Raw genomic sequence first — 23,663 nt, forward strand, 5'->3', positions numbered from 1 at the left:
ATTAGTGGGTCAATTTTATTTGCAAAAGTGGGTCAAAAGTACTTGACAATCTACATTCTTTGCGCTTCATCATTTAATATTATACTATTATCTTCTAAACATACATTTTGAAAAGTATACTTATGGCGACCTTTTCAAATAGAAATGCTAGATTCTCAAAATTTTAACCACTACAAAACTGTAGTGGCTAAAGTTGCACATTAGCTTTATAATTTCTATTCAAAAGCAACAGCTACGTCTTTTAAGCATTTTGTAATCTCAATATGCTGTGGACAATGCCTTTCACATTGCTTACATCCTATACAATCAGAAGCTTTTCCATTATCTAGAGTTAAATTATTATAGTAAACTTGTATAATTCCAGGACCAAATTGTTTTTTGCTATTGTATAGAGAGAAATATTTTGGTATTGGTATATTCTTTGGGCATCCATCTACACAATATTGGCATGCAGTACATGGAACTGCAATACTGCTATTAATTATATCTGTAGCCTTTTTTATAATCTCATTTTCGACCTTATTCAAAGGCACAAAATTTTGCATGTAGCTTGTATTATCAAGAAGCTGATCCATATTTGACATTCCACTTAATACCATCATTATTCCTTCATGACTAGCTACAAATCTTATTGCCCATGATGGTACAGACATATCTTTATGATATTCCTTAAACAATTTTTCTGCTTCATCAGGTACATTTGCAAGAGTTCCTCCTTTAATTGGTTCCATAACAACAACTTGTTTATTATGTTTTCTTGCAACTTCATAACATTTTCTAGATTGTATGCTTTCGCTGTCCCAATCTATATAATTAATTTGTAATTGAACAAAATCTGCTTCTGGATGAGCAGTTAAAATTTCATCTAATAAAGCTGCATTATCATGATAAGAAAAGCCCATATTCTTTACTTTTCCTTCTTCTTTCTTTTTTTGAACAAATGCAAAACTATCAAACTTTTGAGCTGTTTTATAATTTGATACATTTAAGTTGTGAAGAAGATAATAATCAAAATAATCAATTCCGCATTTTTCCAATTGTTCGTCAAAAATTCTTTCTTGATCTCCCTCTTTTTTCAAAAACATAGTTGGGAGCTTTGATGCTATCGTAAAGCTGTCTCTATTATGACGTTTTACTAGAGATTCTCTTAAAGCAATTTCACTCTTAAATGCATGATACATATAAGCTGTGTCAAAATAAGTAAAGCCTCTTTCTAAAAAAGTATCTACCATTTTGTTTAATGTTTCAAAATCAATACTTTCTGGGTTCTCTTGATCTTTTAATGGAAGACGCATAAATCCAAATCCTAATTTCTTCTTTTCCATTTCTTTGTTTCCCCCTTAATTCTTATTCTAAACTAAATTCTATCACTTGGAGCAAACTCTAAGTCAAGACTTTTCTACCTCTATCCTACTTTTTCCATTTTCTAATATTGTTCATTAATAATTTCTTCAATTAACTTAACACTATCATTTATAAAAGCTTCAAATTTTAAATCATCAAAAAATAGTCTCTAAAATTATACTCTTCTAACAATTATCCTGTGAAATATATCAACGGTATATTCTAAATTAGTTGAGGCATCTTTTATATGGTGGTATACTTCTCTTAGCTTAAGAGCATGCATTGAATCATTACCTTTAAATATATAAGCCATTCCCTCTCTATAAAGCTTTTCTACCTCAACATGTGTATTCCTCATTTTAGTTATGTTTTGTTGAGACTTTATTGGATTGCTTTCTAATATTGTCAATGATTCATAAAGATACTCTGTACCTTCCTTAATTTTTTTCACCATATTAATAATCATATCATTTGCTTCTACTTCATAGGCTTCCATTGATTCCAGTGTAGATTTTGAGAACTCAATTACCTTATCCATTTCAACAGAAATAGGCTAACTGAGAATTTAAACTATGTATACTCCTTATTTTAAATATGCCTCTACCAATGGTCTTCATTATTGTCCAGCCTCCAAACATTGTTCCAATAAACATTACAAACCCACCAGATACTTTCACCCAAAAAGGTGTTGTAGCAATGCCATTGCCTGCCATAAGGGGTAAGGTTATTATTCCAATTATTTTTTTGGTATCATTGGCACCGTGACTATATGCAAGGGCTGCCGCTATTACTAATTGTAATTTATTAAGAGTATTATTTAACGTATATTTTACATTCCTTAGCAGTAATTTTGTAACCTTTTGAAGAGCAAATGCAATAATAAATCCAAGTATCGGTGAAATAATCAAGCCGCAACTACTTTTGAAATTCCAGTAAGTTGATGCTGACTACCAATTAATTCATTCCAGCCCCATAGTATATGTTGATGACCTGAAGATACCCATACTGATCCAATAATCCCTCCAATCAAAGCATGTGTTGAGCTTGAAGGTAATCCTAATCTCCATGTTACTAAATTCCATATAACTGCGCCCATGATAGCCGCCAAAAGTACTAAAAGCAACGAGACATTTACAGGCAGGTCTATAACCTTAGTGATAGTATCCATTACTGCACTCCCACCGAAAAGTAAACAAGTTTAATTTTAACTATCCTTATTTTTCATAGTATAGTCTCTTTATTTTATGTACTAATTATAATCGAAATATTATATTATTAAAACTTTGCTTATTTTTTATCGTCCTTCTTTCTAAAATGTATATTAATCGACAATAGTGGTCATAATAATAATCAGTAATAAATTAAAGGAGTTATTTTATATGCTTACTTATAAACATAATGAATATGAATATATATATGATGAAAATAATCTTGATAATTTAATAGAAATCAGAAAAGCTGGACTAGTTATTGATTATGTACAATCGCCAGTACCGAATTTAGAGGATGCAAAAAGTCTTCAAAACACTGTAATGATGTTAGGAATTGATCAATAGAGTATACTTTGGAAGTATACTAAATATACCTTATAATGGCCAAGTAGTGCCATTATAAGGTATAAATAACAGGCCAATGATAAAAATAGGAATAAACTAAAACTGATAAAACACCTCTTACAATTCCTTTATTGCTTGGAGGTTGGAAAAAGTGATCCCCTGGAAAAGAAATATTAGGAATATATATAACGTCATATATTCGCAATATTGTAAATCCATAAAGCCATGAGATTAATACACTAACCCGATTAACAATTTTTTAAAAAACATTAAAATATCACTTATCTATCCCCTCTGCACTTTGTTCTGAAGGATACTTTCCATCTAAAGTTATAATAATATATTAAATAATTAGAATTTACACACTTTGAATATTCCTCATATCTAATTAGTTGTTTATCTTGATCTCCTGCATCAATTATCATCTCAATTGCTATACACATTTTTTTACATTTAAGAAAAAAGTCAATTCTGCCATTTTCAAATACCCATTCTCTCTCAAGAGACCAGGAGTAATTTAAAAAGGTTTTAGAAACGCCAATTTCTTTTAAAAATAGCTTAAGATATGTATCACCCATTCCATGATTTCCTCTAGGATTTAGTAAAGCATAAATCATATTAGAATGGGTAAATACTTCATCTCTCTCAATATTTAGTGCTGTAAAAATATTAAAGCCAAAATTATATTGTTTTTGGGCTGTTTTATTTGCTTTTATTACTTTATCTGCCTTTTTTATTAGGGTTGCTTCTTTAAGTAAATTATCTTTGGGCATGACTCTTTGACTCCCTTTTGTTTATTAAAGACATAATTTAAAATGCTGTAAAATTCACTATCGTTATTATTTGTCTAATACTTTATCCTTGTTATAATCATGGATGATTGCATCTCTATTTAAGTTCCGAATTGTGCTTCGCACTCTTTTTATAGGTGTATATTTCTTCATTTACATCTCTTAAGATAGCTTTATAATCTTCTTTATAGCTTATCTTAGTTGGATATACTTCTAAGGTAATTTCAAGTTCTGGCTTATTATTAACCTTAATTATAAAATCAGTAGCACCAATATCTCCTTTGAAGTTTATTACACCACTTAGGTTCTTTGATTTTGAAGTTATTGGTGTTACTTTATTTCTTATATTAGGTACATTCGATAAATAAAAAGTCCATCTGCCAGCCTATTTTCCATCAGGCTGTGTCAGCAGATTACCATAATAGGCCCGCTATGATGTTAATCTGCTTCCTTCCCTGATGAAAAATATTCATGGCAGCTTTGGACTTTTCATTTTATTTCATGTTCCTTATTTTCATGATAAAACTCTACATTAGCGTTATTTTTGCTTTGAATTATGATTTCATAATTAGAATATTCTTTAAGATACAATCCTTTTATATGTTCAATATCTGCTTCATGGAACTCCATGTTTAATAGATTATTCTTTAAAATAGCTTCATCACTTATACCATATCTTTCACCTTTAAGTACAAAGATAAAATTAGCTGTCTCCATGGATATAAGCTCCTTATTGCCAGAAGTTTGTGAATCCATCTCTTATGAACCTCCTGATCATATAGATAAGTTTTTCATTGGTTAATTTGTCCGATAGCTAGCATCCGTAAAACTCCATATATATTCCTAAACTAAGTAAAATAAAAAATCATATTAATTATTCTACTGGTTTTACATGCTAAAGTAGGAGTTAACGGCTGCACGCTCTTGGATAAGTTCAACTAAATTAAGGTGGAGTATAAAACTCCACCTTAAAAGTTTCACTTTAAATTTGTAATTTATTTTGTCAGAACCTTCATTTGAAGCTGTAACTTTTTCTTTTAGTTCTTTCAATTCTTTTTCTTCTAAATATTCTCTATTAGAAAATCTATAATCATTAAATAATTCAAATATATCAAAAAGCATGTCCAAAACTTCATTACTGCTACCACTTATTTTAGGTAAAATCTTTTGAACTATGCATAAGTCAAAGGCTTCATCAAAGCTCATTAAATTGTCTTTAACTGCATATATCATATAAAAAGTTATTTCATCTCTTACTCTATATCCAAAATGGCAATTATTTTTTTAAGGATATCATTGATTTTAATAAGTGCATTTCTTCTAATATATCTCAATAATCCATCGTTTTTTCTTTAATATCCATTAGCATTTTATCAATTAAAAGTTCTTGGTAACCAGCTCGTTTTTTATCCATTAATGCTTCTATAACTTCTTTAAATCGGTTATCTTGTACTTTTTCAAGTTTCTTAATACTTACTTCATTCAATTCTTCACTTGAAATCGATAGTATATAATCTGATTTACTCAATCTCCACGGAATTATATGCACTGGATCTCTTGATATTACTCTATCTGCGATACCAATTCCCTCAGGATCAATGTCTCCAGAATAATATATAGTACATCTAGATTTGCATAAAAGATCAATTAATATTAATGATGCTGTCTTCATCTGTCCTGAAGTACAAATCATTGATACTGGCATTCCAACTAAGCTTTCACACATATGAGAAAATACCATCTGATTCTCAAAAATAAAAACTTGCTTGCTCTTACAGTCTGCACTCACAATTTTGCTTAGGTTAGAAAGAGTAACAACATATGCTTCACTATTTTCAATAAATATTTCATATGATTTATGTATACCATCTTCATTATAAAGGCTTATTCCATAGGCCGTTGTATAACTAGATATATCATCAGGTTTGACATTAAACATATAATATAATTCTAAAATAGTTTCTGAATCTTTCGGATATTCGCTTTCATTAATAAAGCTCAACGCATATATAAGTAATTTGCCTGCTACATTTCCCTTGTCAAAAAAATGAGGATTTGATGTAATTTCAGCACTTAATACGGATAATCGAATTTTCTCTTCATCTAGTGATTGTATCAAATCTATTGCTTTACATACCATAATTATAATCTTCTTTATAATATCTTCATGTTTTTCATACTCTATATTTATGAGATTATATCCATATTTTTTTTCATAAGCAATGTGCTCAATCCATCTTATTACATCGTTATTTTTACTTTGACCTTGAGATAATTCATTTACAATTTCATTAAAAAATTGTTGTTTTGCCTCACTTTTTTCCTGACGCTTATCTTTATTAGTAATTAGCTTTTCATTAAAATATTCTTCTAAAAGTTCCTTCAAACCTATTTCTTTGTATTTTGTTTCATGCAATGCACTTTCAAATTCACCCATTTTAACCTTAACAATTTTATTATCAAAGTTTCGCCCCATAATCAGTTTCAAAGCTTCTCTCTCAGGTCTGGTTGCATTTTCTAATACAATGAATCCTGACACTTTCCCATACTTTTTCCACTTTTTTCGCATTTCTAAAAATATTCTTTTATAAGCATTATTATTTTTAAAATACTTTGCGCACTCCTCTAACATTAGATCCTCCTATTTTTTTACTGTTCCACTAGTATTCTTACTTTACCATTCCAGTAATAATATATAACTGTTACAACAGATGAATTTGCTGGTCGAAGTAACTCTGCAATGCTTAGTGATTTTACTGTTTCATAGCATCCCCATAATGCTTGTGAATTCATGATATAATCAAACTCTAGTTTTTGCACAAGTTCGAACATACTACTTATATTTTTATCATCTACTCCTGCGAAGGCTTCATCTAATGCAATTATTCTTGGATGATCTGGATTCTCTGACTTTTTATATTGTGCATTTACAGCTGCAAATAGTGGAACATACATTGCCATTGCTTTTTCTCCACCGCTAAATTTATTAAATGCACTATTTGTTAATTCCTTCCTAGACTCACTATTTCTATAAAAATGCATTTTAAATTCAAACCATTTCCGATAATCTAAAGCATCTCGTACTAAATCAGAATAATTAATAATATCTCCATTATCTTCTGCTACTTGCTTTGCTAATCTAATCTTGCTTCTAAAATGGGTAGATACCTTTTCAATATCTTCAGTAGTTAACAGTTTTCTGTCTCTATTCAGCAACTTTTCTAATTCCTGAGTATCAAGCTCTGTTTCATTATCAGCATTACGTGATTTCCATTCTAGGGAAAATGTTAATCCCATAGATGTATCCATCTCATACATCAGTTTTGACATATCTTTTATCCAGTTTTTACTTTCAGCAATTCGATTATTAAGTTTGTGACTAAGCGTATCAGCCAAGATGTTTTCAAAAAGTTCTCTATCTTTTTCTTGAATAAGTAATTCAGTGCTATCAATAGATTCCTTTAATACTTTAAAGAATTCTTCTAAATATAACTTCTTACCTTGCCAAGTAGACACAATACACTGTCTCTTTCTTAAAATATTAGAATTTTCCTTATCATCCTCAAAACAATCCTCTAGTGAAGTACCATAACTAGTTAAATTACTATTATGCTGCTGATATGTCTTGTGTAACGATGCAACCACATCCCCAACTGATTTCATTTGGTCATTATCTCGAATACAAGCTATTGCTTCAACTACGCATTCATCAATTCTTCTGCTTCCTCGATGCATAACAAATCCAAGATCTAATTCTTCCTCATAGTATTTTCTTAATTTTTCCTCTCTTTCAATACCACTAACAATTGTGGATTTTAACAACGCAATTTCTTCTTTCTTCTTAGAAATATTCGACTTTAATACTCCTATCTGTATCTCATTATCATTAATTTTCTTTTTTTTCTCATCTAGCTCAGTCGTTATAATTCTAATTTTTTCAGCTCTCTCTTTATTTTCAGGTCTATTTAAAAATTCTTGAATCTTGCTAATCTCTGCGTTACAAACTTTTATTTCCTGATTTACTTTTCTTATCTGTAAATCAATATCATCAATTGTATTTTCTTCTTTATATATTAACTCTTGAGTGTATGTATAACTTGATTCTACGTTCTTCAAATAAGTAATTTTACTCTCAAGTTCTATTAACTCATCCTTATAGTCATTTGCAATATCACTTGCCTCCTGAAATTCTTCAACTATTCGCTTAAAAGATAATCCCTTACAATTTGTAATTACATTCTGATCAAAAATTTTTTTCTTCTTAATTATATTTTCTAGCTCAATTCTCTTTTTATCAACTTCTTCAGATATTTTGTTCAATGAATAGTTAGCTTCTTGTACCATTCCAATTGCTTCATCCAAATCATCAAATTGAGGAATTTGCTCATATTCTTCATTCAATGTATCTATAGAATTTTGAATATCTTTTAAATGCAGATCGCCTTCATATAAATTATCTTGAAGTCTCTTACATTCCATTTTCTTTTCTTCAACCATTTGAATCATTTTCTGTCTACGTGCTATAGTACCTACAAAACTAGCCTGTGATTCTGCTATACTATGTCCTTCTACAATTCCATTTTTAAAATAACCATCATTACTTAAAACTAATTCAGAATTTTCAGTATACTCAGTATAAATATTGTCTAATATTTGCTCCACACATATAAGTAGTTCTGCATCTAATTCTCCAGCTACTAACTTATTAAATCCAGTATGCAAATTAGGGTTTGGTCGCAATAATGTATCAGATAAATATTTGAGTTCACTCTTTGCTTTTTGAAAATCCTTACTTGTCACAACAAGAGCATCTAGCAATCCTGCATCTAATAACTGTTCTTCTAATAATGACTGTTCTTCCTCAGTTAATTTATCGTTAAATTCAACTGCTTCATAAAATGGTAAACAGTTAATACCCTTTTCAAAAAGAATTTTTCTTGCTTTAGTAACTTTTTCTCTTCTTTCAGGAATAGTTTCTTTCATATTTATTAACTTATTTAATTCTTCTTGTTCATTCTTAAGTTGTTCATATACATCATCTCTATATTTTTTCTTTTCAACTTGCATTTTAAGTAAATTTCTAGTCTTCTCGTAATATATTCTATCAACTATTTTTTTAGTTTCCCCAAGATCTTTGGCACCAGTATATCTCATCACACTGGAAACAATTATTTTAAGCTCTTGTTTATTTATAACTAATTCTTTGTACTTTTCTGATGAAATATAAAAACTTTCAATTATACTATCTCTACACTGTGTCTCCATTGTCTCTGCTATTGTAAGTTGTTCCTCACACTTTCTCTTATTTGAATTCAACAGACTTAGTTCTTCCTCTAAACTGCTCCATAAACTTTCTATATCTGCAGCTTCTTTTAATGCTTTAAGCCCTTTTTCTATAGACACAGAATATTCTTTTAATGCATTTTTAATATCTAAAAATTCATTTTGAATTTCCCCATGCCCAATCACATTTTTAACCAAACTATGCTGCTCAAATTGCAGTATTTCATTTATTTCATCCAATTCCTGAATCATCTTATCAACTTTATCTTTATAAAATTCAATTGAATTTTTATGTTCTCTTTGATTTATATCGTACAACCGTATTTGACTTTTGTGATTTTCAATTTTCTCTTCAAAATCTTTTAATTCTTTATCCAATTTTTCTTTTTTACTATTGCTATTATTTAATCTATCAACTGAATTTTCCAAATCTGTAGAATCAAGAACTTCTTTTTCCTTTTCTAATATTTCAATATTAGCTGTAAGCTGTTCATTTTCATATTCTTTTGCATCCTTACCTTCTTGTTCATCATTCAATTGATCCTTGAATAAATCGAACTTATCCTTAGATTCATTTACTTGTTTTTTTGCTTCCATATAAACATGTGCCTTCTTAGATAACATATATCTATTATAATGATCATATACATTTCGAATACTTTGTAAATCTTTAAAAGCTGATCTTAACGCATCCAGCTTTCCTTGAATATCATCCATTTTCTCCATTGCATCAACCATTGCTCGTAAATCTTCGTCTGACAATGTTTGCAAAGATTCATTCAATATTTCATACACCTTTGTAGGTTTAAAATCTCTTGATAATTTTGGTGCTCTTACTTTTATCATCAATCTAATAAACTGATCATATTGTTCAATTCTGGGAAATCCAAAAATATGTTTATTCACTAATTCCATATAATCAACCTGAGAGTCAACCACAATATTATTTTCACCTAGAATTTTTTTTAGATCCTGTTTTGAATAAGGAATTTTTTTACTTCCGACACTTTGATACAAATTAATTCCGTCCCCAACTCTAGTACCATCTAATATAATAAATCCCCAAAATCCAAGCGGCTTTCCCTTTTGAGCTCTCTGACCAATTCCAATAGTTTTATATTGTTCTGTATTCCCCTTCTTGAATTCAAGAAACAAATAGCCTGTCACATCATCTTTCTCACCGTTTCCTAGAAAATAATATTCCATTTTTCTATCGTTTGATCCAAAAGGATCCAATCTATTAGGACTTCTATCTCCATCTAATATAAAGGGAATAAAGCTTTGTGTTGTTATTGATTTACCTGATGCATTTGCTCCACGTAAAAATAATTTACCATCTGCAAAAGAAAATATCTCTTCATCATACAACCAAAAATTCACAAATCCCACTCTATTCATCTGCCATCGATTATTCATTTTCTGATACCTCTCTAATTCCAAGTTTGAAATTTTTAGGATATATTCCTGTTATTTTACCTACTGCTGGATATATATTTATATCGTCACCATCTGCTGAAAGTAGCATCCATTTTTCCATATATGATGTTATCAAACCTACTATCTTGTCCATATCCATTTCTCGATACTCTTTACTCCAAGCAGTGCTATATTTGTCCTTACACAAGTTTATAAAACTCTTAAATTGTTGTCTCTTAATTTTTATACAATCATCATATTCTTTTACTAATACACCTTCATTGACTTGAGAACGTATTTCTCCGCATACAACTAAAACTAATTCTGATATCATTAAATCCCTTGGATGTTTACCTCCAAAACAATCATCTTCATTCATTACGAAGAAAGCTGCATTTTTATGAATATGTAACTGACCACCAATATTATCATCTAAATTCTTATGAACCCATTGCCTTTGGTTCTTAACATAAATAGCATCTTGGTCATCATTTTCCTTCCAATACATTGCTGGAGCTGATACTAATTGTCTATAAACTCTGTTAATTCTAAAATGACCTCTATCTGTCTGTACTTCTTGCAATTGTTCTACTTGAAAATCATTATATGATTGGAATTCTGAAATATCATAATTAAAGTTAGTTGCAAAATACCTTGAGAGACCTGTATTTTCATATAAAACTTCATGTTCAATACTTCCAGATAAATTATCACTTGAACCTTCATATACATCAAGCATTCCTTCTTTTTCTGCAAACTGAAGCACTCTTATTAATGATTTTCTTTGAACAAATTTAGTCCAATCAACATCCATATATTCTTTTAATTGCAATTCTATCACATCTACTAACTCTGATAATAGAAATTCTTCATTATCTTCTTTATCTTCAAGAAACATTAACAAAGAACACAATATGCAATAATCTCTTTCATCCGTAAACTCACTTATTCCCATAAATGCTTCAGCATAAGCTGGTATTTTCTCTATTTTTAAGATTCGCTCATTAACAATTAATCGCCATCCTAATTGCTCTGTTACAAAACGTCTGTACTTAGCTATTTCTCTCTTTGTTTTATTATAGAGCTCTTTGTGCGTAGCTTTATTAATCCAGTAATTTTCAAATAATGTTCTTACTTCATTCATCTTAATCCTCCTTAAATTCAAAGACATAAGCAGGCATTACTAAATCACCATCGTCACATTTTAAGGTGCACATTTCATCTTTCTTTACTAGCTTAAATTCCTGCCCATACTCCGTACGCCCTTTTCTCGTACTCGTTGTATTTGCAGCTGATATCCATCGTAATAATGTCATCCTTGTAGTTTCAGATATACAATCACTAATAGCAGCTACATCCAATCTGTTATCTTTAATATATTTCATAACCATTTTCTTATCTTCTTCTACTTGCTTCAAATACATATTTCTCTGTGCTAGTTTCTCCATTGATTTATTCTCAAAGCCATTCTTATCAACTCTTGGTCTGTAAGTTCTGGTGTGTGGTTTCAGTATATATTCCATCGGATCTTCATCATATGTACTACTATTTATGCTATCAGTAGACCGCTCCATATTTACCTTAAAATGTTGTATATTCTGTATTCCAAATACATGAGCCGCTAACTTATGTGCCTCATTTATATCTTCACATTTTAAAAACATGGTGATAAACTTCTTATAATCATCTTTCCTGCTAATCCCCCAATTCTGTAATTGTACAATAAGTGCTGCATTCTGAATAATTTTACTAATAACCTCGTTTGTAATTTCCATTACCTGGCTACTCTCACTTGGATGATTATCATGCGATAGGAACCAGTTTTTTATAGCAGTCCATTTTCCCCATATATTTTCTCTAATATTAATATCTAGTGATTCTTGTTGTTCCGATGTTGGATGTGGAATTTCTAGTTCGCTTTTTATCACCAACTCTAACATATTATTTTCCATCAAGCTAGATACTCGTTTTATTGTAGATTCAATTTTAGTTGAATTAATCTGTAGTTCTTTTATAAAATCCTTCAAATATGTTACAAATAAATCTTTGCGTAAAATAAAGTCTACTGATTTTAAAACCTTATCAGCTCTTCCAGCATAAAATTCACGAAGATAATCCTGATAATTTTGATTAAGGCGTTTAAAATCTTCCTGTAAATTACGCCACCACTCATTGATATTTTTTAATGATTTTTTCTTCATCTCTTCTGTTAATTCAAGTGCTTCATTGATTCTAACAAATAAATTAGTTGGTAAGCTGCCAGTTTCCATAAATAAGTTTTCAAGTTTAATTGTAAGTCTTTCTATTTCAACTGCATATTCTGACATGGAATACCTAAATTGCTTATTCTTATACTCTGCTATTGTGTATACACGTTTTGGATCTTGAATCGGTGTTAAGTTCTTCCACTCCACCAATGAATTCAAATCATTTTTCAGCTTATCCATCGTATAATCCTCAAACTCTGGATACATTTTTAATAATTCAAAAATATCTTCTTTGTATAGTTGGAAATGCATTTTTTCATATTCATTATAAAATATCCTCATTATTCGTCTATATTCTACTGCATTACCAGTTGTCAGATATGTAGCTTCCTCTATCGATTGTAAATACTTCATTTAAATTCACCTCTTTATCAACCTTATTTTGCATTTTAAATCCTTATATCCCTAAATTTACTATAATTGTATCATGTTACTGGTGTAACAAACATACCTATATCAATAAATAATCACTTTAAATAATAATATATATTATAAAAACTGAAGTTTTCTATAAATATTAAAAACTTCAGTTTCATTCTTTATTTTAAGTATTCAAAATCTGAGCCAATTTTTCTTTAATCTTCTCTTCTTCCCCACTTCCATTAGTAGGCAACCTCAATATTGGTATATTATATTTTTTCAATATTGTATCTTTCATCCTATCCCTCTCTAGCTGCTTAGGATTATCGGCATGAAATGAATATCCATCAACCTCCACTACTAAAACAGGAGTTTTATCTATTTTTCTATAAATCAAAAAATCAGTATGAGTTAATGAATTAGTTGCATACTTTAATTCATTTTCATCTAATTTTGAAGTATCACGAATAAGCATATTTAATGGATAATGAAGAACTTTATCTAATTCTTGAAGCTCCTTATAATTTAATACTTTTTCTATTAAAGCATTCATTAGATTTTCTGAATTATATTTAGATACTTTTTTATAATTTTTTAAAAACTCAATAACTTTTCTGAATAAGAGCTGTACAATAAATTAAAAATTGAATAAACATTACTATTTATTATTTCAAGATTGTTATATTCAATATATCTTATTAAATCTCCTATATTACTGTTATTTAATAATTCTTCATTATCAGAAACAACAATAACTAATTTTTTCTCTGCTCTTGATATAGCAACATTTAAAAGATTAGCCTCATCCATAAATTCATCACGCTCATCAGAAACTGTAGATATTATTATGCTTTCCTTTTCTCATCCTTGATATTTATGAACTGTATCAACATCAATATTTTCATTACTTATTGCACATCTTAATTCATTTATTTGATTTCTATAAGGAGAAACTATTCCTACAGATTCTTCTCCCTCTAATTTAGGAAGTATTTCCTTTACTATTACATCTATTTGCCTTTGATTATAATGATTTCTTTCATGATTTCTTTCATGATTTCCTTTTACTGTTTTATAAACTTCTAAAGGAGCATTGCAGGAATTTTCATCCGTTAAAATAATAAGCTGATCATTATAAAACTTCTTATTACAAAAATCTATTATTTTAGGATGCCATCTATAATGCTCCTTAAGCAATGTTTTTGGTGCATCACTAAATAATTTGCAAACAGAAGCTAACAAACTATTTTTCTGTGAATATATATATGCTTCATTCAACTTATATTTATTATAAATATTATTGCTGATTTCCTTAGTCTTATTATTGACTACATTAGGAAGTTGTTTTAAATCACCAACAATAACAACATTTTTAGCACATGAAAAAGCCAAAGCTCCAGTAACTATATCAACTTGAGAAGCTTCATCTATAATTACATAATCAAATAAATAATTTTCACTTGCACATCTTCTTAATGAGTGAGTTGTACTAAGTATTACAGGATATTCTTTAATGAACACTCCAAAATCTTTCCATAAAACATCTTCATTAAAAATAGTTCTATTTTGTTCCTTATTAAATCTCTTATATAAGATATGCTTCAATAAGGTCATAGAATTTTCACTGTATTTTTTCATTTCATTATCAAAATCATATCTATTTAACTTATTTTCTAAGCTTTGAATTTCCTCATTTAGCTCTTCTAGTCTTAATTTATAATACAATTGATTAAGATACTTTTGTATAACTTCAGGTGAATTATCATAAAATCCAAAATTCCAAATACTAAATATAAGCAAAAATTTAAGTTTATATAAAAATTTAACGTATCCATACTCTTCAATAAGCATATTATATTCAATTAGAACTGACATTATTTTATTCGAACTCTGTCTTGGCAATGCTCTTGATAATTCAAGCTTGTCTTCATTATTATATTGTTCAAAATGCCCATTTTCAGTAATTAAATTTGCTTTTTCCATTTTCAAAAAAGCTAATCTATTCTTCTCTTCCAGCTTTTCTTCTAGTGACTTTTGAGAATTTACTAAATCATCTTTTAGCTTTTGAAACTTTTCATTATCTAATTTATAACTGCTAATATCAGGATACTTACCATTTTGATTTTCAAAAAATTCAGTCCTATTTTACTTATTTCCTAAATATGATGCTATAAAATCAACATTGTATTTCTTAAGCTTTTCTAAAACATTTAAGGTAGCAGAATTATTATTTGATACAACTGCCACCGTTTTCTCTTCCATAACAGCATTTGCAATAATATTTAATATAGTCTGAGTCTTCCCAGTTCCAGGAGGCCCTTCAATAACACTAATTTGATTATTCAAAGCTTTTTCCGTAGCTTCCTTTTGACTTATGTTAAATCCAAATGGAAATATTATCTGACTAGAATGAGTTGTCCTTTTTATTGTTTTATGATTTAAATACTTCGCCAAAACACTATCAGGACTTATGGCTGTCATACGTTGATACTGGCTGATTATAAAATCATTATCATTTTCAAAATCAATACTACCTGCAAGTTCTTTTAAATATGAAAAGCAATCTATGCAAGCAGAATCCCCAAGACTATTCTTTTGAATTTCTAACTGCGATTTATGATATAGCTTATGATATCCTGTTTTAATTATTAATCTAATGTAACCAAGTTCATCAAATTTTATTATCTTCGTAATTCCTGAGATTGGAATTCCTTTTTCATAGGCGATTACTGCTTGATGGTCAATTTCTATGCAGTTTCTACTCCATTCAATATTGTAGCTCCCATATGTGTAAGTTTTGTCATTTTTATAAGTTATGGTGCGCTTGCCATTAGTTATTGGACTGCAATTTATGACTTCTTCTGTTTTATCTTCATTTTTTATTAAAATTAGGTTCTTTTCTATGTTCAAAGTTGTTACCTCTCACATTACATTTTTAATTATGTATTGTACAAATTTTTTATTGCATGATATTTTTTAAGAAAATCTATTCATTTTATGAATAATGGGATTTTTAATATATTCTGAATTGATTCAGTTTAGTACTTATATATACGTCTCTAATTAGTATGACGTATAAAAAATCATGCCTCTAATCTCTTAACTAATACTATTTTAAAATTTCCTAATTATTTATTGGTTCATAACCTAGGAGTATTTACCGATATAAAACTTGTACTCTTTTATAAACAATATAAACAATATAAACATTTTTAAAAATTAAGATTATAATGATTGTTCTATTACTTTATATTCCTAAAGAAACCACAATGTCCAACAATTCTCCAATTACTTTGTCTGTCTTTTCCATAAAACCTTCTAAATTAATAGATTCACATTGATCTTTATCTGTATGTTTACTTAAGAAATCAAAAATACTATATACTTCTGTAATACGTTCTATTAATAAAGGATCTTTAAAATATTTTTTGATAAATATAAAACTTGTTAAATTCTTTTCCCATTTTTCAACCTCAAACTCTGTGCATATCTGTCCATATGAAAATTGCTTATAGTTCTCCAATTCAAACAGTTTATAAAAACTCCAATTTGTCCCGTCTCTATCTTTTTTATAAGCATCTCTGTTGTTTCTTAATTCAATTAAAATTTCATTTAACATAAGTCCTACTTCTTTCTTTTCTGAAAAAACTTTTTCTTTAGCTTCATCAGAATATTTACTTAAAGTTATTTTATATAGCAAGTAACTTAGAATACCTGTTACTTCAATGCTTAAAAAGCAACTATAATAATAAATAAATTCTGACTGAGTAACTATTTCATTTGTATTTATTCTTAATATAATTAATTTATTAGGAAGTAAGCTAGACAATGCTATTCCTATATTTAAAATCAATCCAATTGCTGGAATGCACAAAAAAGGAATACTTAAAATAATTATTATCATTATACTAATGTGATTTTTTAACCGATTTATTATTTTCCCCAAAACCTTTACCACCACCAAATATATTTTTGCAAAGAATAAACTTATATTTATTTTTACAATATAACCTTTATTTAATATTTATCATCTCAATAGTTAATTGTTAGCAATTAGCTATAACGCATCAATTATAGCAAAAATTATAAATATATCATTATTTAATTTTAAAAGAACTTACTATGTTAAATCTCATATTATGTACATTATTGGCCTAATTAGAATGACAACAACACATCCAATTATATGAATAATGGAATGTTGCTAATAGATTTTCATAAACCAATAATTAATAAAATAATATTATCTTTTTTGTTAAGGCCACTTTATTAAAATCTGCTGTAATTTCTAATTAAAAATCATTATATCTTTTGATTTCATTTCTGGTACAATTGTGACTTCTTCAAATTATTGTTATTACTTGCTAATTAGATTTCTAATAAATTTCTTTACCTTTGAAATCATACCATCCGAATCTACAACTGATAGTTCATCTTTTTCATATTTGGATCGATGTTCTACTCTTTCTGGTCGCTTAATTTCGACTTCATCTAAAATATTAGGTTCAGGCTTGTTATTTTCATTAACCAAGATACTTTTTTGAATATAATTATCTTGTCTTTCTACTTTAATGTTGTTAGTGGTGGGCTTATTTATTTTTTGTCTTACTATATCATTCTGCCTGTTCTTTAAAACTTCATCCTCTTTATTATTTATTGTCTCGCTATTTTCTTTTGACTTAACAAATGCTTTATAATTATATTCCTCAAACTCTATATCATCAAAAAATTCAGAACCAACATCCTCTTTTAATTTTCTTATTTGAAAATCATTTGTTAGAGTTACAAAGTATTTTCCAGACTTATCTGAATACGTAATCTTCCCATAGGCAATAGCGTATTCACCTTCTAATTTATTAAATGGATTTTTCTTATATGGGTACTTTAATTTAGCTGATAAATTAATCCCTTTTGCACTATAAGCATTAATATATATCACTCCATTGCTTGTTACAATATTGTTTACCATAAACATAACAAATCTTGATTTTCCAACAATATTACAATTTAACTCATGCATTCTTATCACTGCATCATTTAGAGAAAGTACCCCATCACTTGTCCTAAATTTGAAATTGAGGCCTCTTAAAAATTCTTGTCTATTATTCTCTAAAATCCGTTTCATTTGGTACACACTTCTTACTACATCTCTAAAAACTTCTTCTCTTTCCTTATAGATTGGAAAAATATCATGTCCTTTCTTATCAGGTAAACCATCAGTGTTATCTTCTCCACCTGCTATACTTTTTCTTTTAGGATACACTAAGGTATTAATATCAATTGTTATTTCTAAATCACCTTCTTGATTACGAGAAATTTCTATTAATTTTCTACCTTTCCAATCTGGATCAAGATACTTAGCTTGTTCTCTTGCTTTACCGCAATTGTGTCCCCCCTCATTTTTCCATGCCATAAAGAATCCCTTTATGTTATAGGTTACTCTAATTGCTGGATCACAAAATGGACAATATAATTTTCCTTCATGAATTGACTTTTGATATTCAGAATATTTAATTAGGACTTCTTTATATTTTGCTATTAATAACTTTTCTGACATACTAACCTCCACATTTTAGAATACCGCTTCCTTTATAAGAGATGATATTACCTGCATTTTATAGATTTCAAGATTATTTTTGACCATAATATTTCATACTCTAATCAAAGTCGAGAAGCTATATTATAGAACAGTATTTAGAAATATAAAAAATTATATGTCTGTTGATGTACTTTTCCTTCACGAATCACTGCAATTTATCATAAAAAGGTTTTATAATAATTTATCACACCAGCTAAACTATCGAATAAATAATAATTATGACTGATGGGTCCTTTAAATATAAATAATGATAATAATCTCATCTGTAAAAATTTTTACATGCATTCTTTCTATTTTCTAAATTCTTAAATTTAATTGCAGTCTTTTATTTTTGCAAAAATATCTTCTTACTTTATTGAATTAATTAATTTCATAAAATTCTTCTCAATAATTTTGATAACATTTACCGGGCTATCCCCCCAAAGCTCTGCTAACAATTCTATTATTTCATCAATATGTATTTTATTATCTAGATGAGTGTTATTACTAGCAAATGGTCCATCAGTCTCCGTTAAAACACGATCCTTTGGAATCTTACTAACTATACTTCTCCCTTTTTTGCTCATTAGCATATCATAATTTATTGAAAAATAGTATCCTGAATTTAAAATATTATTCATTATTCCTATATTTCCTGAATACCAGTGGAATATTACATTTTTAATTTTAAATTCTTTTAATATATCTAATACATCACTCTCTGATTTCTTACTGTGTACACTAATTATTTTTTTCTCATTTTGTAACGTATTCGCAATTTCTCTAAAAACAAATAATTGTAATTCTTTATTTTTTATATAAACTTTAGAATAATCTAGTCCTATTTCTCCAATATACGATGTTTTAGAAATATTTTTTTTAAATAAATATAACTCTTTTTCAATGTTCTTTCTCTCTATATATCCAGGATGAAAACCAAGTGATAATCTAATATTTTTTCTTATTCCCATGTTTTTTTCGGCTAACTCAAAATATGTTGGTAAATTAGTCATAAATAATGAAAATATATTCCCATCTTCTAGGCTTGAGATTATTTCATATGGTTTTTTATATAAATCTAAATGAACATGTGCATCAATCTTCATATTTATTATTTATCCATCCTTTAACTTTTTCTATTGCTTTATCATTAATTAGTGTACTTACTTCCTTCTTAGTTCGCTTCACTAAATTCACATATTTGTGTATATTATTCGTGTTTAAACTTCCATTGGAAGCTAGATTTTTTGCTATTTGTATATCGCTTTGTTCATTATTTAAAAACATCACACATGCTCTAAAATCATCTGATGATTTGCAATTTTCTTCTATATTTACTTCTCCAGTACATATATCATTCCCATACTTTTCAATATCGGCGCCTATTGTATGTAAAGCAGCTCTCCTATATATACAAGGCATACACCGGCCACAATTTTTTGCTTCTTTAAACTTCCAACTGCTCGTGTGTCCACTTTTAGCACATGAACGTGTCTTAATCATAGATTTTCTTAATACGTCTATATTCTTACACTTAGATACACTTTCTCCTTTTGTATTAAATTCATATGGATTTTTTATACACATATTTATTCCAATTTCAGTGATAACTTTAGATATAAGCTCTATAAAGTACGGATGGGTCGTTCTTGTACTGCAGCTTCCCCTTCTTGATGGTGTTAATGGATAATTAATGGCTATTGTTCCATTTTCGGGAATAATCAATTCTTTTTTAATACACCGCTCTGAACTTACTGCACATATACCTAACGCGATAAATACAAGTGACCGACTCCTATAAGTAGTTTCTATTCCAGTAGGTTCTTGTCCACATCCAACTAACATTGTATTAAATTGTCCTCTATATTCTTTATTTAATATGCTCAATACCGATTCTTGATCTCCTTTTGGACCTGGCACTTTATGATCATGATGTCCAACCATCATTAATCTTTCGTTCTTATTTTCTTCCATCCAATCTATTACTCCAATAAGAGAATCTAATCCTCCCGAGAATAAGGAAACAGAATTATATTGTTCATCAAGCTTAAAACAGTTATATCGTTTAAATGGTGAAGACTCCAACTCTTCAAACTCAAAGCTCCAAATATCCCCAGTTAAAAATGTCACACATTTCTGCAATAAATTCTTTACCTCATTAAATTTATTTTTATTCTGAACTGGCATCGTTATATTTATATCCCTTGTCCATCCATCAGTTGCCTCCTTTCTGCAATATAATTTATCAACAGAATAAACTACATTTGATAATAGTAATAAATCTTCAACTATTGTTTCTAATTCACCACATTTATTAAAAATATTATCATAATCTATCTTTAATCTGCTATCAAAATAACTTTTGTTTCCTTTACATTTTAAAACTGTTTTAGCCAATCCTCTTTTATCAAAAATATTCAAATCTACTTTAACATTCACATTTATACTCAAATCTAATTACCTCCATAAATTTCTATAACATCCTCACATAACGAATTTATTAATTTCTTTCCCTCAGTTGAGTTCCAATTTATATTAGTAATATCTCTTTTATTATTGATTCCTTCTATTGAAGATATTATATAATCTTTAATATCCGACAAATACTCACTAGCATCATTTTCACCAATCTTACTTGAAAGCCTTTCATAGAAAGATCTGCAAAAAGTCTCATAAATATAAAATGCAAAAAACATTTGTATATATATTATACTTGAATCTCTATCCATTTTTCTATCCATAATTTCCTCTACTTCTTCAATAGTAGACGCATTTTCTAAAATATAGTCTAATAAATTAGAGGCTGCACTTCTGGCATCTACTTCAGTAATTAGCGATGAACCATTAGATAAATACTCAACTATCTTTATTTCCAGATGTGTAATGTCAAGTTCATTTGTATTCCCTATTTCTAAATATTGCTCAACTGTCTCTTTAAATCCATTTTCAATAATTGAATTAAAAAATGTTGCAACGTTAATAGCCGTTTTAAGTGCTGGGGTAATATACTTTTTCCTAGCTCCTGTATTTCCCATGGAAACATTCAAAAATTCTTTTATAACATTATTCGCTATTGAATCTGTTGCTCTGTTATTGTTCTGGGATAAACTCCGGGTTACATTTTCTTTTAGCTGAGCCCATTGAGGTGTTGTTGGCATATCATATCCTTTAGATGTTCCCATTAACTTTTCTCCTCTCTATTGTCTTTTTAATTGCAGCCCCTATTTTAGTCTTTGTGTTACTCAACTTTTCAAGAATAGGTTGTACTTTCTCCACATATTCTGTTCCAGCCGTTGATAACAAATTCACTGCATCTACTCCTACTGCTACTGGTGCATGTTCAGTATGTTTATCTAAAATATTAATTAGCAGTTCGATACTGTTATCTACATTTGCTTCAATCATTATCTTAATTGCATCATAATATTTTTTTTCCTTTGGATGACGGAAAATTTCCTTTGTTATTTCTTTAAATATAAGATTTCTTTCATCTAATTCTAAGTTTTTTACTTCATTTGAAGATGTTGTTACTTTCACATTTACTCCTGATAATAAACCATCTAATAGACTTCTAATATACGGCGGAATTAATTCCTGTACTATTGCATTATTTTGTAATTTATCTCTTGCAATCCAAAAGTAATCTCTCAAATCTATATCACTCAACATAGGTTTCAAATTAATCCATTTTATTGCTAAGTTTGAAGCAAATTTTTCATCAATTTTTTTAAAATTTTCTATATTTCCTTTTCCCTCATTACAAATATCCTCAAGACCTTTCAATAGAGATGGGTACCCATCTCCCTCTACTTGCTTTCTATATAAATAATTAAATAAATTATCATCGGTATATTCCAAAATCATTAGTTTTACAAGAACATCATCTCTTAACTTGTTTAGATTAGCAACCCTAGATAATTTCGTTCTTAATACATATGTATTTAAAAATCTTTTTACTTGCCTCGGATTACCCTTTAATCCTTCTGTTATCAAAGTTGCACACTGTGAACAAAAATTCAACTTATCATATAACTCAGAATATTTATCATCATTATTTAACACTTTTTTAATCTCTTTGATTCCGAATGCACCATACCTATTTTTAGCCCAAAATGCTTGTTGCGCATTTAAAACTTTATTTAAATTTGAACTATCTAGGATATCTTGACAAAACAACAGAGACATATATGTTTCTATCTCTGCAGGTGATAACCTAGGTAAATAATACGGAACCTGTATTAGTTTTTCGAGATAATCTGTAATAAGCATATCTGTAGAATATTCATCCAATGGATTATTTGTATTAATTACTATATCTTTATATCTTATTGCTACTGCATGCTTAACTATTCTAGGGTCAGCACATATTATAAATGCAGTATTATTAACATTTAGAAATAATTTTATAGCTTCAAGATTATCTACTATTCTTGCTGGGTTACATCTATCCAGATCATCTATCAGAACCACTAATCTCTTAATATTACTTTTTTCTATAAGCTTATTAAATCCTTCTCTAAAATCTCTAATATTATTTTGAATTTCATTATACTTATCACTATTTAAGATATCTTTATCGAAAATATCTGTAAATTTTGATTTATCTCCATCATCTGACTCTACTTTTAATTCCTGGAATTTACTTAAATAACTAACAGGTACTCCTGTTATAGATGTTTCTAAAAGCGGTAACGCTATCTCTTTAAATCCAAACTTTAATGCCCTCATCCAATTAACTGATTTCATTAATTTTTCGGCTTCATCTTTAATTTTAGAACCAAATTTTTCATTTTTCTTTAATACTTCTAATATTGAACTTATTATAGCTGTTTTAGCGTCATCATACCCCTCAAATGTCCAACTATTAAAATATATGCTTACAGTATCTTCATTTTCTAATATGGTGTTTTCTAACATTTTTATCATGCTAGTTTTACCACTTCCCCAATCACCAAATACACCAATTGTAACCGGAATCATTTTGTCGTCCATAATTATGCTATTTATTAACTTCGCATGAACTCCAAATCCTATTAAATCTATATTTGTTTCATTATCCATCCACATA

The 23,663-nt window shown here is 28.6% G+C and carries 22 protein-coding genes and 1 pseudogene; 1 reads left to right on the forward strand and 22 read right to left on the reverse strand.

Going from position 1 to position 23,663, the window contains the following annotated elements:
- Positions 1-53: 53 nt before the first annotated feature.
- The 5 genes and pseudogenes from GXK56_RS28775 to GXK56_RS28400 form a co-directional block, all read right to left on the reverse strand.
- Positions 54-142 (reverse strand): annotated as a pseudogene (locus GXK56_RS28775) (transposase); the annotation flags it as partial.
- A gap of 73 nt (positions 143-215) precedes the next feature.
- Positions 216-1,325 (reverse strand): aldo/keto reductase, encoded by a 1,110-nt coding sequence (locus GXK56_RS25135; RefSeq protein WP_160692651.1) that lies wholly within the window; start codon positions 1,323-1,325, stop codon positions 216-218.
- Between the two features lie 194 nt (positions 1,326-1,519).
- On the reverse strand, positions 1,520-1,840 hold the full coding sequence (locus GXK56_RS25140) for a hypothetical protein (protein WP_243156262.1): 321 nt from the start codon (positions 1,838-1,840) through the stop codon (positions 1,520-1,522).
- Positions 1,841-1,883: 43 nt separating this feature from the next.
- A complete protein-coding gene (locus GXK56_RS28395) occupies positions 1,884-2,252 on the reverse strand; it encodes an inorganic phosphate transporter (RefSeq protein WP_243156263.1) in 369 nt (122 codons plus the stop codon).
- Entirely contained in the window at positions 2,249-2,512 is a 264-nt protein-coding gene (locus GXK56_RS28400; protein ID WP_243156264.1) for an inorganic phosphate transporter, read from the reverse strand. The genes GXK56_RS28395 and GXK56_RS28400 overlap by 4 nt, the downstream gene beginning before the upstream one ends.
- A 211-nt stretch (positions 2,513-2,723) precedes the next feature.
- On the opposite strand from GXK56_RS28400, the gene GXK56_RS25150 reads away from it, so the two are divergent.
- The gene (locus GXK56_RS25150; RefSeq protein ID WP_160692653.1) at positions 2,724-2,900 is read left to right on the forward strand and encodes a hypothetical protein; all 177 of its coding nucleotides are present in this window, start codon (positions 2,724-2,726) and stop codon (positions 2,898-2,900) included.
- A gap of 281 nt (positions 2,901-3,181) precedes the next feature.
- Here the strand turns inward: GXK56_RS25150 and GXK56_RS25155 are convergent, their stop codons facing one another.
- From GXK56_RS25155 to GXK56_RS25225, 17 genes are all read right to left on the reverse strand, one after another.
- Positions 3,182-3,673: a PD-(D/E)XK nuclease family protein gene (locus GXK56_RS25155; protein WP_160692655.1), complete on the reverse strand. Its 492-nt coding sequence runs from the start codon at positions 3,671-3,673 to the stop codon at positions 3,182-3,184.
- Positions 3,674-4,180: 507 nt separating this feature from the next.
- Positions 4,181-4,447 (reverse strand): hypothetical protein, encoded by a 267-nt coding sequence (locus tag GXK56_RS25165; RefSeq protein ID WP_160692657.1) that lies wholly within the window; start codon positions 4,445-4,447, stop codon positions 4,181-4,183.
- Between the two features lie 132 nt (positions 4,448-4,579).
- Entirely contained in the window at positions 4,580-4,924 is a 345-nt protein-coding gene (locus GXK56_RS25170; RefSeq protein WP_160692659.1) for a hypothetical protein, read from the reverse strand.
- Positions 4,925-5,021: 97 nt separating this feature from the next.
- Positions 5,022-6,323, reverse strand: a complete 1,302-nt coding sequence (locus GXK56_RS25175) for a TIGR02679 domain-containing protein (RefSeq protein WP_160692661.1) — start codon at positions 6,321-6,323, stop codon at positions 5,022-5,024.
- A 17-nt stretch (positions 6,324-6,340) separates the two neighbouring features.
- Positions 6,341-10,390: a TIGR02680 family protein gene (locus tag GXK56_RS25180; protein WP_160692663.1), complete on the reverse strand. Its 4,050-nt coding sequence runs from the start codon at positions 10,388-10,390 to the stop codon at positions 6,341-6,343.
- Entirely contained in the window at positions 10,383-11,534 is a 1,152-nt protein-coding gene (locus tag GXK56_RS25185; protein ID WP_160692665.1) for a TIGR02678 family protein, read from the reverse strand. The genes GXK56_RS25180 and GXK56_RS25185 overlap by 8 nt, the downstream gene beginning before the upstream one ends.
- A 1-nt stretch (position 11,535) precedes the next feature.
- On the reverse strand, positions 11,536-13,011 hold the full coding sequence (locus GXK56_RS25190) for a TIGR02677 family protein (protein WP_160692667.1): 1,476 nt from the start codon (positions 13,009-13,011) through the stop codon (positions 11,536-11,538).
- A 190-nt stretch (positions 13,012-13,201) separates the two neighbouring features.
- Entirely contained in the window at positions 13,202-13,570 is a 369-nt protein-coding gene (locus GXK56_RS28405; protein WP_243156265.1) for a DUF2726 domain-containing protein, read from the reverse strand.
- A gap of 41 nt (positions 13,571-13,611) precedes the next feature.
- Positions 13,612-13,827: a hypothetical protein gene (locus GXK56_RS28410; protein WP_243156266.1), complete on the reverse strand. Its 216-nt coding sequence runs from the start codon at positions 13,825-13,827 to the stop codon at positions 13,612-13,614.
- Positions 13,828-13,878: 51 nt separating this feature from the next.
- Positions 13,879-15,000 carry an AAA domain-containing protein gene (locus GXK56_RS28415; RefSeq protein ID WP_243156267.1) on the reverse strand — a complete coding sequence of 374 codons (1,122 nt, stop codon included), beginning with the start codon at positions 14,998-15,000 and terminating at the stop codon, positions 13,879-13,881.
- A 162-nt stretch (positions 15,001-15,162) separates the two neighbouring features.
- Positions 15,163-15,927 carry an AAA domain-containing protein gene (locus tag GXK56_RS28420; RefSeq protein ID WP_243156268.1) on the reverse strand — a complete coding sequence of 255 codons (765 nt, stop codon included), beginning with the start codon at positions 15,925-15,927 and terminating at the stop codon, positions 15,163-15,165.
- A 337-nt stretch (positions 15,928-16,264) separates the two neighbouring features.
- Positions 16,265-16,963, reverse strand: a complete 699-nt coding sequence (locus GXK56_RS25200) for a hypothetical protein (protein WP_160692669.1) — start codon at positions 16,961-16,963, stop codon at positions 16,265-16,267.
- Positions 16,964-17,374: 411 nt separating this feature from the next.
- Entirely contained in the window at positions 17,375-18,574 is a 1,200-nt protein-coding gene (locus GXK56_RS25205) for a hypothetical protein (RefSeq protein WP_160692671.1), read from the reverse strand.
- 389 nt (positions 18,575-18,963) lie between these two features.
- Positions 18,964-19,701 carry a TatD family hydrolase gene (locus GXK56_RS25210; protein WP_160692673.1) on the reverse strand — a complete coding sequence of 246 codons (738 nt, stop codon included), beginning with the start codon at positions 19,699-19,701 and terminating at the stop codon, positions 18,964-18,966.
- The gene (qatC, locus tag GXK56_RS25215; RefSeq protein ID WP_160692675.1) at positions 19,691-21,046 is read right to left on the reverse strand and encodes a Qat anti-phage system QueC-like protein QatC; all 1,356 of its coding nucleotides are present in this window, start codon (positions 21,044-21,046) and stop codon (positions 19,691-19,693) included. Before qatC ends, GXK56_RS25210 begins: the two co-directional genes overlap by 11 nt.
- Positions 21,047-21,048: 2 nt before the next feature.
- On the reverse strand, positions 21,049-21,777 hold the full coding sequence (locus GXK56_RS25220) for a hypothetical protein (protein WP_160692677.1): 729 nt from the start codon (positions 21,775-21,777) through the stop codon (positions 21,049-21,051).
- Entirely contained in the window at positions 21,764-23,662 is a 1,899-nt protein-coding gene (locus tag GXK56_RS25225) for a P-loop NTPase fold protein (protein ID WP_160692679.1), read from the reverse strand. Before GXK56_RS25225 ends, GXK56_RS25220 begins: the two co-directional genes overlap by 14 nt.
- Position 23,663 lies beyond the last annotated feature (1 nt).

Source organism: Clostridium sp. C2-6-12, from assembly GCF_009928485.1.
Taxonomy (GTDB): Bacteria; Bacillota; Clostridia; order Clostridiales; family Clostridiaceae; genus Clostridium.